The organism is Paracoccus shanxieyensis (genome assembly GCF_009711265.1).
In the GTDB taxonomy this organism is placed as follows: Bacteria; Pseudomonadota; Alphaproteobacteria; order Rhodobacterales; family Rhodobacteraceae; genus Paracoccus; species Paracoccus shanxieyensis.
Genome location: NZ_WMII01000006.1, coordinates 1 through 14,700, shown reverse-complemented (window position 1 = coordinate 14,700; position 14,700 = coordinate 1). Strand labels below are relative to the sequence as shown.

Genomic DNA, 14,700 nt, shown 5'->3' with positions numbered 1-14,700 from the left:
CATGACCGTATCCCAGATCAAACGGCCCTCGAACGGCTGGCGGCAGATCCGCCGCGACTATTTCGGCTCGGTCGGGTCCGGGCTCTTGACGGTGGGCAGCTTCGCGCTGCTGGGCAGTCTGGCATGGATGCTGATCCGCTGGGGCCTCTTGGACGCCACCTTCGCCCCCGAGGCGCGGCACGACACCTGTCAGGCCGCGGGGGGCGCGTGCTGGTCGGTCATCGCAAACCGCTGGCGGCTGATCCTGTTCGGGCTTTACCCGTATGATGAACAATGGCGCTCGGCTTTGGCCTGCGTCATTGTCGTGGCTACCGTCGCCGCAAGCTGCTTTCCGCGCTTCTGGAACGTGCGCGCGCTGTCCCTGATCTGGATTCTGGGCGCGGTGACGTTCTTCATGCTGATGCGCGGCGGCGTGTTCGGACTGCGCCCGGTCACGGCGGATCAATGGGGCGGGCTCAGCCTGACCTTGATGATCTTTGTCGGCACCGTGCTGGTGGGCATGCCGCTGTCCATCATGCTGGCGCTGATGCGCCGTTCGGAAATGCCGGTCATCGCCCGCGCCACCGGCTTTTTCATCGACGCCGTGCGGTCGCTGCCGGTCATTACCATCCTGTTCACCTTTGCGATCTTCCTGCCCTTCGTGCTGCCCGCATTTCTGCAGGGCGAAAAGCTGTATCGCGTCATTCTGGCGCTGGGTCTGTTCTTCGCCGCCTATCAGGCCGAGATCATCCGGGGCGGGCTTCAGGGTGTCGCCGCAGGACAGGACGAAGCGGCCAAGGCGCTGGGGCTGAGCTATCGCTATCGCGTGTCGCGCATCCTGCTGCCGCAGGCGTTCCGCAACGCCTTGCCTGCAACGATCAACCAGATGGTAATCGCGTTCATGGAGACCTCGATGGTGGTCATCATCGGCTTTTTCGAGCTGCTGGCCTCGGGGAATGCGGCCTATGGCACGGGTGAGTGGAGCTTTGCCTTCGTCGAGGTCTATGTCTTCATCTCGGCGATCTACTTCACCTTCGTCTTTGGCCTGTCCCGCTATGGCGCGTTCCTTGAACGGCGCATGAATACCGGCCGGCATTAAGGAACCGAACATGACACAAGCTACCGCGCCCGCCGTCGAAATCCGCGACCTGCAGAAGTTCTACGGGACATACCATGCGCTGCGCTCGATCAACCTGACGGTCGGGCGGGGCGAAAAGGTGGTGATCTGCGGCCCGTCGGGGTCGGGAAAATCCACCATGATCCGCTGCATCAACCGGCTTGAGGAACATGATGGCGGCATGATCCGCGTGCTGGGCACCGAGCTGAACGACGATATCGGCAATATCGACGAGATCCGGCAGGACGTCGGCATGGTGTTTCAGCATTTCAATCTGTTCCCGCACATGACCGTGCTGGAAAACTGCACGCTGGCGCCGATGCTGGTGCGCAAGAAGTCGCAGGCCGAAGCCGAGGCCATCGCCCGCGGCTATCTGGAAAAGGTGCGCATCCCCGATCAGGCCGACAAGTTCCCCGGCCAGTTGTCGGGCGGCCAGCAGCAGCGCGTGGCCATCGCCCGCGCGCTGTGCATGAAGCCGGAAATCCTGCTGTTCGATGAGCCGACATCGGCGCTGGACCCGGAAATGATCGCCGAGGTGCTGGATGTCATGGGCACGCTGGCGGCCGAGGGCATGACGATGATCTGTGTCACCCATGAGATGGGCTTTGCCCGCAAGGTGGCCGATCGGGTGATCTTCATGGATCAGGGCGAGATCGTCGAGGAAGGCAGCCCCGATGCGTTCTTCGATGCGCCAAGGAACGACAGAACCCGGCGCTTCCTGTCGCAGATCCTGGGTACTGAGACCGGACAGGCGCAAGCGCTGCGTCGGGTCGGGCCTCAGGAAATGCCCACCACGGCGTGCTGATAGCGCAGGAAATCCTCCATCGTGGCGCAGCCTTGCAGAAGATGCGCTCGGATTTCCGCCTCGACCGCTGCGAAATCGTCGCCATGCATCAGGTCGACATAGCGGTCATGGATGGTGGGGGCAGGGCCGGTGCGGCCATGAGCGCGGTGATAGGTGGCCCAGTAAAGCTGCATCTGGCCCTTCAGCACATTCCAGAACGACATCAGCAGCTTGTTGCCTGATGCGGCATAGGCCAGTTCATGCAGCTCGATCTCGGCCGCCAGCTGCGCGCCCATATCGGCATCCTTCAGCGTCCGGGTCAGCTGCGCGTGGCGCGCGCGCAATTCGGCCAGCAGCTCCGGATCGCGCTTGGGCCAGATCAGGCGATTGGCAAAGACCTCCATCTCGGCGCGGACGGAAAACAGATCCTCCAGCCCGTCCAGTGTCAGGCTCATCACGCGGGTGCCCAGATAGGGCACGGTGACGACCAGCCCCTCTTCGATCAATTGCCGCATGGCTTCACGAATCGGTCCCCGGCTGACGCCGAATTTCTCGGCCAGTTCCAGTTCGACCAGCGGCGCGCCGGGCGCATAGGTGCCGTTGATGATCGCATTGCGCAGTTCGGCGACGACTTGCTCGCGGAACGTGTTTCGCGGCAGCGGACGGATGGTCATTTGAACAGCACCTCATCAGAAATCGGCGTCCCAGCCGTAGCATTTCACATTCCCCCCTTGCACCAATTTCCGTAACCGTCAATTGTTGGCAGTAGGCGGTCAACGGTTAACAATCGACTCGCCGACCGCAGTGTCGCCTTCCCGGTGGCGCGCGCTTTCGATGATCGAGGGGCGGCTTCTGGCGCGTTACCGGCTGTGACCCGCGCCCCTTTGATGGAGATCCGAATGGACCGCAGAACAACCATCATCACCGGGGCATCCTCGGGTATCGGCGCGGCGCTGGCGCGGCGGCTGGCATCGCCGCAAATCGGGCTGCTGCTGCACGCGCACAGCTCGGCCGAGGCGCTGGAGCGTGTCGCCGATGCCGCGCGGGACAAGGGGGCGGTGGTGGCGACTGCGCTTGGCGATCTGATGGATCCCGAACTGGGCCGCCAGCTTGCCAATCAGGCACAGACCGTATTCGGCAGGCTGGATTGTCTGGTCGCGAATGCCGGCTTCCCGATCCTGAAATCTTTGGACGAAGGCACGTTCGAGGATCTGGACCGCGCCTTCCGCGCGAATGTCTACAGCTTCTTTGCGCTGGTGAAACATGCCCAGCCGCTGATTGCGCGCGCGTCGCATGGCAGGATCGTCGCGACGGGCAGCTTCACCTCGCATGTGTTCCGCACCGATATTCGCCAGTTTCCGATGTCGGCCGCATCCAAGGGCGCGCTGGAGGTCGCGATGCGCAGCGTGGCCGGAGCATTGGCCGCCGACGGCATCACGGTGAACTGCGTCGTTCCGGGTTTCATCGAAAAGGACGCAGGCACGCGCGACGGCGTGCCGGATGACGAATTGGCCCGGACCGCCCTTCGCATCCCGCTGGGCCGTCCCGGACGCAGCGATGAGGTGGCCGCCGCCATCGCCTTTCTGCTGTCACCCGACGCCAGCTACATCACCGGCCAGTCGTTGCACGTCAACGGTGGGCTGATCTGACCATCTGAAAAGGCAACGCCAGATGACCGAAGACCTTACCCACCTGCGCAGCCGTGTCTGGTTCGACCGGACGGACGCGGCAGGTTTCTTTCACCGCACCCACCTGAAATCCCAAGGCCATCTGAAAGAGATGTTCGAGGGCCGGCCAGTGGTGGGGATCGCCAATTCCGCCTCGCAGCTTGTGCCCTGCAATTCGCACCTGACCGAGCTGGCCGAATGGGTGGCGCGCGGCGTGCTGGAGGCGGGCGGGTTTCCCCTGATCTTTCCGACCATGTCCATCGGCGATTCGCTGATGCGGCCCAGCGGCATGATGTATCGCAACCTGATGAGCATGGAGCTGGAAGAGCTGATCCGGGGCAACCCCATCGACGGGGTGGTCCTGCTGACCGGCTGCGACAATACCGGCCCGGCCTATGCCATGGGCGCGGCCAGCGTCGATCTGCCGACGATCATCGTCCATGCCGGCCCGATGATGAGCGGGAATTTCCGCGGCAAGCAGGTCGGTTCGGGCACCGACATGTACAAGCTTTACGACGACACCCGCTCGGGTCTAGCGCCGGTCGATGCCTTTGCCGAGGCGGAATTCGGCATGTCGCGCAGCATCGGCGTCTGCAATACCATGGGCACGGCCTCGACCATGGGCGCGGTGCTCGAGGCGCTTGGCATGTCGCTGCCCGGCAGTTCCGGCATTCCCGCGCCGGATGCGCGCAAGAAATCTGCGGCGCAGCTTTCCGGCCGCCGCATCGTCGATCTGATCCGCCAGAACCTGCGCATGTCGCAGCTTGCCACGCGCGCGGCCTTTGAAAACGCCATCCGCGTCAACGCGGCCATCGGCGGCGGCACCAATACCACGGTGCATCTTCTGGCCTTGGCCGGGCGGCTGGGGCTTGACCTGACGCTGGACGATATCGAGGCCAACAGCCGGGGCATCCCGCTTCTGGCCAATATCCTGCCGAATGGCGAATATCTGATGGAGGAGTTCTATAACGCGGGCGGGCTGCCCGCGCTGATGAAATCCATGCAGGCGCATCTGAACCTGAACGCCCTGACCGTCTCGGGGCAGACGATCGCCGAGGTGATCGCGCCCGCCGAAATCTTTGACGACCGGGTGATCGCGGCGTTCGACACACCCTTCAAGACCCAGCCCGCGCTGGCCGTTCTGCGCGGCAATCTGGCGCCCGACGGCGCGATCATCAAGGCCACCGCCGCCAGCCCGCATCTGTTGCAGCATCGCGGCAAGGCCGTCGTGTTCGAGTCGATCGAGGATATGGATGCCCGCATCGACCGCCCCGATCTGGATGTCAGCGCGGGATCGGTGTTGGTGCTGAAGAATATCGGTCCCCGCAGCTATCCCGGCGCGCCCGAGCTGGGCAATATCAAGGTGCCGCGCAAGCTGCTGGATCAGGGTGTGACCGACGTGCTGCGCATCTCGGACGGCCGGATGAGCGGCACGGCCTTCGGCACCGTGGTGTTGCAGATAGCCCCCGAGACCGCCATCGGCGGCCCCATCGCGCTGGTCGAAGAGGGCGACGAGATCGAGCTGGATCTGGAAAACCGCACCCTGACCCTGCATGTCGCGCCCGAGGTGCTGGATCAGCGCCGTGCCAGGTGGCAGCCGACGGTGGCCGTGGCCGAACGCGGCTATCGCAGCCTGTTCGTCAACCACGTCCTGCAAGCCGATCAGGGTCTGGATTTCGATTTTCTGCGCGGCGGTTCGGGGTCTGCCCCCAGCCAGCGTCGCCCCTACTGAACGTCTTTGCGGAGTGCCAACATGACGATCTACAAATCCCGCCTGAGGTCGCAGTCCTGGGCCGGGGAAAGCGTGGGGATCATCGTCCTCGACTGTTTTTATCCGTTCATTCCGGGGAATGTGGCGAATGCGACGACCTATGATTTTCCGGTGCGCTATGCGCTGGCCGAAGGGGTGACGGGCGAAAAGCTGTTATATCATGCCGATGACTCGCTGCTGCCCGCCTTTACCGCCGCCGCGCAGAAGCTTCAGGACGAAGGTGTGCTGGGCATTACCGGCGCTTGCGGGTTCATGGCGCTGTTTCAGCGCGAAATCGCCGCAGCGGTCGATATTCCGGTCTTTGCCAGCAGCTTGTTGCAGGTGAATTTCATGCATCAGATCACCGGCAAGCGCGTGGGGGTCATCTGCGCCGATTCGACCTGCCTGAAACCCGGCCATCTGGCCGGGACCGGAGTTTCGCCGGATGTGCCGCTGGCCGTGACCGGGATGGAGGGATGCGCGGCGTTCAACAGCGGCATCCGCGCCAATATCGGCGAACTTGACGACGATGCGCTGCGCCAAGGCGTGATCGGGGTCGCCCGCGATCTGGTCGCCCGCAACCCGGATGTCGGCTCGATCCTGCTGGAATGCAGCGACCTGCCACCCTATGCCCATGCGGTTCAGGCGGCGACGGGCCTGCCGGTTTTCGACTTCAACACGATGATCAACTACGTCCACGAAACGCTGACGCGCAGACCGTATTTCGGTCGGATGTAGACATATATATGGAAGGGCGTGTTGCGCGTCGTCCCGTCCGATATGCCTGCAATCAATTGGCAATGCCGACCATCCTGCCACGCAGGGCGCGCGCCTGCGGCATGCAGCGTATTTATGCAAACAATTTCGGCAATTCCAAGCGCAGCAGTAAGCAACCGCGCACAGAAAAGACAAACGCTTGCCAGCGGAAAATCCGCGTCAATTATCATTTTTATACGAACATATTTTAGCTGAGACTGGCCGGAATGTTGCAATCATCGCGGGTCGGAATGGCCCAGCCGATTTCGAAAAGGCCCGACATGACCAACCGCAAGACCCTGCTGCTCTTTGTCCTTGCCGCGCCGTTTCTTGGTGCCGGACCCGCCGCGGCGCTGGAGTGTGACGTGGACACCGCCGCTGCGTTTGATCTGCCGGGTGTGACGGTCACGGCCGCCGTTCCGGCTGAGGACGGTGCGGCGGCCTGTCTGGTTTCGGGCACCGTCATCACGCAAGGGGGCGATGCGCCCGATGGCGCGGCCCGGTTCGAAATCCGCCTGCCCGAGGCGTGGAACGGCCGCTTTGCCATGCTGGGCAATGGCGGGCTTGCCGGCCGCGTCCGGGCCTCGGCCAACCATGCCGACATCGCCTATGCCAATGCGACGGGCTATGTCACCGCGATGACCGACCTTGGCCATGAGGCGGAAAGCAGCGTCGATGCCCGCTTTGCCTTGCTGCCGGATGGCACCCCGGACGATGCGGCGATTGCGGATTACTACCACCGCGCCACGCATGTCGTGACCCAGACCGCCAAGGCGATGGCCACGGCCGCATATGGCCATGCGCCGCAACGCTCGTATCTGACGGGCTGCTCGACCGGCGGGCGGATGGCGCAGGTGGCGGCGACGCGCTATCCCGACGATTTCGACGGGGTGATCTCGGGCACCCCCTTCATGGACATCTCCTCGATGCTGAAGATCCAGCATTTCCAGATCAACCAGTTGCTTTCGCCCGATGCCCAGATCCTTCCCGAAAAGCTGCCCGCCATTCAGGCTGCCGTGATGCAGGCCTGCGACGGCATCGACGGCACGGTCGACGGGCTGGTGCAGATGCCCGCCGCCTGTTCCTTTGCCCCCGAGACGATGATCTGCCCCGGCGCTGACGACGCCGCCTGCATAAGCGCCGCGCAGGCCAAGGCGCTGCGCGCCTATTTCACCGCGCTTCATACCGATGACGGCCAGCTTGTGTTTCCGGGCTATGCGCCGGTCCTGTTCGACGACGGGTTTTCAAACTTTCAGGGCGGCAAGGAACCGGCAGCCGATGTCACGGCGGCCGAGCCATGGGGCAATGACGGTTTCGCGCCCGCCCCGATCGAGTGGTCGTTTTCCGACCATATCATCCAGTATCTGGTCAAACACGATCCGTCCTTCAACGTGCGCGATCTGGGGATTTCGCCCGACGGGACGGTGCCGCGTCCGGTGGTCGAGGAATTCATTGCCAGAACGGCCGCCGGAAACGGGTCGGATCTGGCGGCGACGCAGGCCTTTCTGGATGCGGGCAAGAAGATGATCCTCTATCACGGTTGGGGCGATCATGCCCTGTCGCCCTTCCGCACCACGCGTTTCGTGGACGATCTGGCGCGGCGCGAGGGCGGGATGCAGGCCCTGTCGGCAAAAGCCCGGCTGTTCATGGTGCCCGATATGGGCCATTGCCGCGGCGGTACCGGCCCCGACGCCTTCAATACGCTGGCCGCGCTGGAGGCATGGGTCGAACAGGGCATCGCCCCCGACGCTCTGGCCGCCGAAAAGCTGGACGACAGCGGCGCGGTCACTCGGTCGATGCCGCTTTGCCCCTATCCGGCGCGGGCCGAATATTCCGGCACGGGCGATGTGACGCAGGCCGCGAACTGGAGCTGCACCGCCAATACCGCACTGCTGCAGATGGGCAGCGTCGGCATCTCGGCCGGGCTGCTGACCGGCGGAGAGCCCACGCAATAGGGTGGTGCGGGTGGTGGCGGGGCCTGTTGGCGCTGTCACCCGCCACGGAAACATCTTATGGCGTCAGCCAGCGATCACGCCATCAGCTTGGCCGCGCCGACCAGCGCCGACAGCTCTTGCGCGGCATTGATCACCAGCCGCGCCAATTCGCCCAGCCGTTCGTCGGGCATGCGCGAGGTCGGCCCTGCAATGCTGACGGTGCCGACCGGCGCGCCGCTGCGAGGGTCGCGGATTGCCGCAGCGACCGACGCGGTGCCGAGTTCATAGGAATCCCGCACCGACGCATAGCCTTGCCGGCGCACGGGCGCCAGCGTCTCCAGCAGCGCCGCCAGATCGGCGGGCGCGCCGGGACCAAAGCTTTCGCGCGGAATCTGCTGGCGGGCAACGATCCGGATGGCGCTGTCATCATCCAGACAGGCCAGCCAGGCATGACCGTTCGCCGCAGCCATCAGCCCGACCACCGCCCCATTGTCAGGATCATAGCGCAAGCCGCTGGTCGCGCCCTGCGCCTTGGCAATCCAGCGCAACTCCTCGCCATTCAGGACGGCCAGCCGCGCCAGTTCGCCGCTATCGCCCGCCAGACGATCCAGCACCGGCTGCGCCATCTCGACCACGCCATTATGGGCCAGATAGGCAAAACCCAACGAGACGATCTTTGCTGTCAGCCGGTAATATTCCCCCGCCCCGGCCTGCCGGACATAACCGCCGTCTTTCAGATCGCCCAGCACACGATGGGCGGCGGCGCGCGGCATGTCCAACTGATCGGCGATGGCCGACAGCGCCAGCCCCTGCGGATGGCCCGCCAGCAATTCCAGGATCGAAACGGCCCGGTCCCTGATGCTTGCCATGCCACGCCCCCCGGATCGCTGAATTCCCGCAGCCATACACGACCACCCGCCAGCGGTCCAGCGCAGGACCGACGCGGCCCGACGGATAAGGAACATCATTCCAATTGAAACGCAGTTTCAATATCGCTATGACACCCCTGCCGCAGTGGAGGAGCGCGCGCACCGGATGGGGGTAATCCCCCCAACGATGTCGGTCCCTGCGGGAGGAAACCAGACATCGGAGGACGCGGTGCAACCTAATACAACGCTGAAGTTGAACGAATTTCTTGATGCGCAGCCCGTCAGGGGCTTTCATTGGCGGGTGCTGCTGCTGTGCCTCAGCGTGCTGATCATGGACGGATTCGACATCGTGTCGATCGGCTTCATCGCGCCCGCATTGATCGACGATTGGGGCATCACCAAGGCCGAAATGGGCCCGGTCCTGTCGGCAGGGCTGTTCGGAATGGCGCTGGGGGCGTTCGCGGGTGGTCCGCTGGCCGACCGTTTTGGACGGCGCAATGTCATCGTCGGCTCGGTGTTTTTCTTCGGGGTGATGAGCCTGTTGTCGGCATGGTCGCCCAATCTGACCGTTCTGACGGCGCTGCGGTTTCTGACCGGGCTTGGGCTGGGTGCCTCGCAGCCCAATGCCGCGACGCTGATCTCTGAATTCGCGCCGAAACATCGCCGCGCGCTGTTCGTGTCCTTTGTCTATTGCGGATTTACCATCGGCGCGGCGGGCGGCGGGTTTCTGTCAGCCCAGCTTATCGCCACCTATAACTGGCACTCGATCCTGATCGTGGGCGGTGTCGTGCCGATGGTGATGGCTGTCGTGCTGCACGTCTTCCTGCCCGAATCGGCGCGGTTCATGGCCTTGCGTCCCGCGCGCCGGGCCGAGCTGATGGCGCTGGTCAACAAGATCCGCCCCGGTGCCGCAAATGCCGCCACCGCCTTTGTCATCGACACCATCCCTGCCGCCAAGGGGTCGGTCCGGCTGATCCTGTCGCAGCCCTTCCTGCTGGTCACGCTGGCGCTGTGGGTCGGGCTTTTCATGAACAACCTGACGGTCTATCTGCTGAACAGCTGGCTGCCCGTTCTGGTCAAGGATGTGGGCTTTTCCTTTGAAACCGCCGCCCGCATCGGCGCGATGATGCAGATCGGCGGCACCATCGGCAATATCGTCCTTGGCTGGGAAATGGACCGATGGAATCCGCACCGGGTCATGGCGCTGACCCTGCTGGGCGCGGTCGCCGCCGCGCTGGTCATCGGCAACACTGCCCCCGATGAAACCATGCTGATGCTGGTCATTCTGGTGCTGGGCTATTTCTGCACCTCGGCCAATACCGGCTGGGCTGCCTTGGCCGCCAGCTACTACCCGACCGAGATGCGCGCCACCGGCACCGCGTGGATGACCGCAGTCGGCCGCTTCGGCGCCATCCTTGGCGCGTCGGTGGGCGCGGTCATGATGGCCGCAGGGTGGGGCTTTTCGCAGGTGTTCAGCTTTCTGGCGCTGCCCCTGTCCATCGCCGCCGCCGCGGCTATGGCCAAGGCATTCCTGATGCGCCGCAACCGCCGACTGACGGAGACAACATGAAGATCGCAATCGACGGCTATTGCTACCACCGCTATTTCGGCGAGGTTTATCCGGGGCTGGAACAGCCCCCCGCGCAGGACATGACCTTGCCCGGCTTTATCGCCCGCGCACAGGCGCTGGGGGTCGAGGGGATATCTGTCGAGTCCTTCATGCTGCCGCCCGGCACGCCCGATCTGGCAGGGCTGCGGCAGGCGCTGGATCAGGCGGGGCTGGACCGGATGTGGGCCTGGGGCCACCCAAAGGGTCTGGGCAGCGGCCTGATCCCCGAGGCGCTGCAGGATCTGAACCGCCATGCCGGCTATGCGGCGGCGGTCGGGGCGCGCGTGATGCGGATTTGCGCCGGTGGGCGCGGCACGCGCACGCTGTCATGGGCTGAACACAAGGCGCTGCTGGTGCCGCTGCTGGAACGCGCCATCGACCACGCAGCCGATCTGGGTGTCATGCTGGCCATCGAAAACCACATCGATTTTTCCGCGCCGGAACTGGTCGAGCTGGTCGAGACGCTGGGGCCCGAGCACATCGGCGTCTGCCTTGACACCGCCAACAACCTGCGCACCTTTGACGACCCGTCCGAGGTGATCGCCAGCCTCGCGCCCTATGCGCGCGCGGTGCATTTGAAGGATGTCACGGCCTTTCGCGGCAGTCCGCGCAATTTCGGCTTCTGGCCAAGTGTCGCGACGGGCAGCGGATTGATCGACATGCCCTTTGCGCTGGATTGTCTTGACCGCGCCGGGTTCGATGGGCTGCTGGCGATCGAGTTCGATTATCTGCACCCACGTTATCCCGATGAGGATGCGGCGCTTGGCGAAAGCATTGCATGGCTGCGGCAGCAGTTGGGGCGCTGAACCAAGGCCGGACGCGCCGCCCACGCGCCTGATCGCGCGGGCGGCGTCGCAATATTCCCAAACTACCGGAGTGTCAGGCTTTTTCGGTGAAATCCTGATACAACGCAGCAAGCTCGGCACCCACCGGGCCGGGCGTGCCATTGCCGATCCTGCGCCCGTCGATCTGCGTGACGGGGGTGATGCCGCCCAATGTGCCGGTCACGAAAGCCTCATCCGCGGCATAGACTTCGGCCAGCGTGAAGTCCTTTTCGCGCACCACCTCGCCCGCGCCGCGCCAGATCTGCATGACCTTGCGCCGGGTGATGCCGTTGAAGCAACATGCCCCGGTCGAGGTCCACAGCTCTCGTCCGCGCAGGATGAAGAAGTTCGTGGAATTGCAGCTTGCGACAAAGCCGCGATCATCCAGCATCAATGCCTCATCCGCGCCCATGTTGATGGCCTGGATCAGCGCCTGAATAAAATTCAGCCGCGAATGCGAGTTCAGGCGAAGGTCGAACACATCCGGGGTCGAGCAGCGGATCGCCGAGGTCATCAGCCGCAACCCGGCTTTCTTGGTTTCCGGGCGCGGCTGCTTATATTCGGCGACGATGACGATCGTCGGGCCACCCACGACAAAACGCGGATCCTGATTGACCGTGGATTTCTGCCCGCGTGTGATCATCAGGCGGATGTGAACGCCGTCCAGCATGTCGTTATGGCGCAGCGTGCGGTGGATTTCCCCGACCAGCGCGGCGCGATCCATGCCGATCTGAAGACCGATGGAATTCGCGCCCTCATAAAGCCGGTCCATATGATCGTCGATCGCCAGCAGATTGCCACGGATCAGGCGCGCTGATCTATTTCATCATCTATCCCGGCACGCTGGCAGCTTACTGGCTGGAACGGCGGCTGGGCGCGAAAGGGGGCTAGGCCATGACCGCGCCGCTGTTGCAAATCGAAAGCCTGCATAAAAGTTTCGGCCCTGCTGAGGTGCTGAAGGGGCTGGATCTGACGGTGAACAAGGGCGAACGCATCGCCATTCTCGGTTCCAGCGGGTCGGGGAAAAGCACGTTCCTGCGCTGCATCAACTTTATGGAGGTGCCGACCTCGGGTCGGGTCATTCTGGACGGGCAGCCCATCGGCACCCCCGACCGGCGCGGGCGCCTGACGGTGCGCGAAGCGCAGCTTTGCGATCTGCGTGCCCGTGTCGGCATGATCTTTCAGCAGTTCAACCTGTTCCCGCATATGACGGTGCTTGCGAATGTGATGGAGGGGCCTCTGTCGGTGCGGCGCGAACCCCGCGCGCAAGTCGAAGAGCGTGCCCGGCATTATCTGGCGCGGGTGGGGCTGTCCGAACGTGTCGACGCCTATCCCGCGCAATTGTCCGGCGGGCAGCAACAGCGTGTCGCCATTGCCCGCGCGCTGGCGATGGAGCCCGAGGTGCTGCTGTTTGATGAGCCGACCTCGAGCCTTGATCCCGAGTTGGTCGGCGAAGTGCTGGACGTGATCCTTGATCTGTCAAAGGAAGGCCGCACCATGCTGCTGGTCACGCATGAGCTGGGCTTTGCCTATCATTTCGCGACGCGGGTGCTGTTCCTGCATCAGGGCCGCATCCACGAAGAAGGCCCCCCGGAACAGGTTCTGAAGGCCCCGCAGCAAGAGCGGACGCGCGAGTTCCTGTCACGCTTCACCGCTTTCGGATTCTGAACATGGCCGAGACCGCGCAGATCGCGGAGTTTGCTGCAGGTTTGCGCTTTCAGGACATTCCTCAGCCAGTCTGGCGCAAGGCTTTGGACCATGTGATCGACGCGATCGGCTGCGGTCTGGCGGGCGCAGGCAGCAGCTTGTCGCGCCAGTTTCTGCATGTGCTGTCCGAGGAGGCTGGCCCCGGACCGTGCAGCGTTATGGGGACGACCAGATCGTTCGGGCCGGGTTCGGCGGCTTTCGCCAACGCGATGGCGATCAACGCGCTGGATTTCGATGACGGGCTGGAAGAGGACGGCAAGGGGCTTGGCCATCCCGGCGCGACGATCATCGCGGCGGCGATTTCCGCGGCCTTTCTGCGTCCGGTCAGCGGCCGGGATTTCCTGACCGCCGTGGTGGCGGGATACGAGGTAAATGCAAGGCTGATCCGCGCCATCCAGCCGGGGATCCAGCGGTTCCGGCTGGTCTATGGCGTCTGCCAGCATCAGGGCATCGGCGGTGCCGCAGCTTTTGGGCGGTTGATGGGGCTGGATGCTGCGGGCATGGCGAATGCCTTGGGCTTTGCAGGGACGCTTGCGAACGTGCCCAGCTTGCGCAAATACAACTGGGACAGCAGGCCCTTGGTCTCATTCAAGGATTTCGTGGCCCCGGCGGCGGAATCTGCGGTTCGTGCGGTTCGGTTGCACCAAGGCGGCATGATCGGCGCGGCCAATGTGCTGGATGGCGAGACGGGGCTGTGGCGGATGCTCGGCTCGGACCGCTATGCACCGGATCTGTTGACCGACGGGCTGGGCCGCGACTGGTCGCTGGACATGGCAACGATCAAGCCATGGCCAACCTGCCGCTGGATGCACTGCACGCTGGCCTCGCTGGATGCGCTGATGCGCGACCATGGTGTCGGGGCGGGCAATATCGAACGCATCACCCTTCACGTATCCGACGGGCTTTTGCGTGACTTCATGCAGGTGCGGCCCGCCACCATGGTCGATGCGCAGTTTTCGCTGCCCTATGCCATCGCTGCCATGCTGCAAGCCATCCCGCCCGCGCAATGGTATGCGCCGGATCGGCTGTCCGATCCCGCGCTGCTGGCGCTGGCCGCGCGGGTATCGGGTGAAACCGACCCTAAGGCTGACGCCCAGATGCACGAACATCGCCGCCCGGCAGGCCGCGTCAGCGTGGTGCTGCGCGACGGGCGGCAGATCGCCGCGCCGCTGATCTGCTATCCCCCCGGCAGCCGGCAGAACCCGCTGCCGGAGGACTTTGTGGGGCAGAAGTTTCGCGACAACCTTGCTGGCATCATGCCGCAGCGCCACGCGCAGGAAACGCTGGACGCGTTTCTGACGCTGCAGGATTGCGATGATGTCGCCGCTGTCCTGCGTCCACTGCTGACCGGGGCTGAGCTGGCGGGGTGAATGGGGGCGGATTGACCGCTTGATCATTTTTGGAATCAATGGAAGCTGACCCTTTTTCGCCATCCGCCTGCTTTTATCGTGATAGGCTCAATGGACGGTGGTTCATGCCGACACGGAAGAGCCCCGATGATCACCTTGTCGCAGGCCTCGCTCTTGGTCTGAAGACGTGATGAAAGGCACGGGCTTTCCGGACGGTTGCTGGGCACAGGCAGTGTCCCAACACATGGTGTAGGAGGCCGCGCGCGGAGCCTTCGGCGTAGCGCAGCGCGCGGCCGTTGGTGACGCTGGCGGTCACCGTCGATCTTCGGACAAGTTTCGGGTTGCGAGACCTTGA

At 64.0% G+C, this 14,700-nt stretch carries 13 protein-coding genes; 10 read left to right on the top strand and 3 right to left on the bottom strand.

Translation table 11 applies throughout. The annotated features are described in order from the left end of the window. The first annotated feature begins 1 nt into the window (after position 1). A complete protein-coding gene (locus tag GL284_RS07610; RefSeq protein WP_155044008.1) occupies positions 2 to 1,078 on the top strand; it encodes an amino acid ABC transporter permease in 1,077 nt (358 codons plus the stop codon). A 10-nt stretch (positions 1,079 to 1,088) separates the two neighbouring features. Continuing rightward, complete coding sequence (locus GL284_RS07605; RefSeq protein WP_155044007.1) at positions 1,089 to 1,901, top strand: amino acid ABC transporter ATP-binding protein; 813 nt, start codon at positions 1,089 to 1,091, stop codon at positions 1,899 to 1,901. Here the strand turns inward: GL284_RS07605 and GL284_RS07600 are convergent. After that, the gene (locus GL284_RS07600) at positions 1,874 to 2,554 is read right to left on the bottom strand and encodes a GntR family transcriptional regulator (protein WP_155044006.1); all 681 of its coding nucleotides are present in this window, start codon (positions 2,552 to 2,554) and stop codon (positions 1,874 to 1,876) included. The genes GL284_RS07605 and GL284_RS07600 overlap by 28 nt on opposite strands. Positions 2,555 to 2,779: 225 nt before the next feature. Here GL284_RS07600 and GL284_RS07595 point away from each other — a divergent pair, with 225 nt between their 5' ends. The 4 genes from GL284_RS07595 (at position 2,780) to GL284_RS07580 (ending at position 8,008) form a co-directional block, all read left to right on the top strand. Beyond that, positions 2,780 to 3,529 carry an SDR family NAD(P)-dependent oxidoreductase gene (locus tag GL284_RS07595; RefSeq protein WP_155044005.1) on the top strand — a complete coding sequence of 250 codons (750 nt, stop codon included), beginning with the start codon at positions 2,780 to 2,782 and terminating at the stop codon, positions 3,527 to 3,529. A 22-nt stretch (positions 3,530 to 3,551) separates the two neighbouring features. Beyond that, positions 3,552 to 5,279 carry a dihydroxy-acid dehydratase gene (locus tag GL284_RS07590; RefSeq protein ID WP_155044004.1) on the top strand — a complete coding sequence of 576 codons (1,728 nt, stop codon included), beginning with the start codon at positions 3,552 to 3,554 and terminating at the stop codon, positions 5,277 to 5,279. Between the two features lie 21 nt (positions 5,280 to 5,300). Beyond that, on the top strand, positions 5,301 to 6,035 hold the full coding sequence (locus GL284_RS07585; protein WP_155044003.1) for an aspartate/glutamate racemase family protein: 735 nt from the start codon (positions 5,301 to 5,303) through the stop codon (positions 6,033 to 6,035). A gap of 299 nt (positions 6,036 to 6,334) precedes the next feature. Next, on the top strand, positions 6,335 to 8,008 hold the full coding sequence (locus GL284_RS07580) for a tannase/feruloyl esterase family alpha/beta hydrolase (RefSeq protein WP_196216740.1): 1,674 nt from the start codon (positions 6,335 to 6,337) through the stop codon (positions 8,006 to 8,008). Between the two features lie 74 nt (positions 8,009 to 8,082). On the opposite strand, the gene GL284_RS07575 is transcribed toward GL284_RS07580, so the two are convergent. Further along, a complete protein-coding gene (locus GL284_RS07575) occupies positions 8,083 to 8,856 on the bottom strand; it encodes an IclR family transcriptional regulator (RefSeq protein ID WP_196216739.1) in 774 nt (257 codons plus the stop codon). Between the two features lie 229 nt (positions 8,857 to 9,085). Between GL284_RS07575 and GL284_RS07570 the strand changes: the two genes are divergently transcribed. Both GL284_RS07570 and GL284_RS07565 read left to right on the top strand, forming a co-directional pair. Then, positions 9,086 to 10,426 carry an MFS transporter gene (locus tag GL284_RS07570; protein ID WP_341870322.1) on the top strand — a complete coding sequence of 447 codons (1,341 nt, stop codon included), beginning with the start codon at positions 9,086 to 9,088 and terminating at the stop codon, positions 10,424 to 10,426. Beyond that, positions 10,423 to 11,271, top strand: a complete 849-nt coding sequence (locus GL284_RS07565; RefSeq protein WP_155043999.1) for a sugar phosphate isomerase/epimerase family protein — start codon at positions 10,423 to 10,425, stop codon at positions 11,269 to 11,271. Before GL284_RS07570 ends, GL284_RS07565 begins: the two co-directional genes overlap by 4 nt. 73 nt (positions 11,272 to 11,344) lie before the next feature. Here GL284_RS07565 and GL284_RS07560 read toward each other — a convergent pair whose 3' ends face one another. Next, positions 11,345 to 12,094: an aminotransferase class IV gene (locus GL284_RS07560; protein WP_341870333.1), complete on the bottom strand. Its 750-nt coding sequence runs from the start codon at positions 12,092 to 12,094 to the stop codon at positions 11,345 to 11,347. Positions 12,095 to 12,183: 89 nt separating this feature from the next. Here GL284_RS07560 and GL284_RS07555 point away from each other — a divergent pair, with 89 nt between their 5' ends. Together GL284_RS07555 and GL284_RS07550 are read left to right on the top strand one after the other, a co-directional pair. Next, complete coding sequence (locus tag GL284_RS07555; RefSeq protein ID WP_155043997.1) at positions 12,184 to 12,957, top strand: amino acid ABC transporter ATP-binding protein; 774 nt, start codon at positions 12,184 to 12,186, stop codon at positions 12,955 to 12,957. A gap of 2 nt (positions 12,958 to 12,959) precedes the next feature. After that, positions 12,960 to 14,366: an MmgE/PrpD family protein gene (locus tag GL284_RS07550; RefSeq protein WP_155043996.1), complete on the top strand. Its 1,407-nt coding sequence runs from the start codon at positions 12,960 to 12,962 to the stop codon at positions 14,364 to 14,366. Positions 14,367 to 14,700 lie beyond the last annotated feature (334 nt).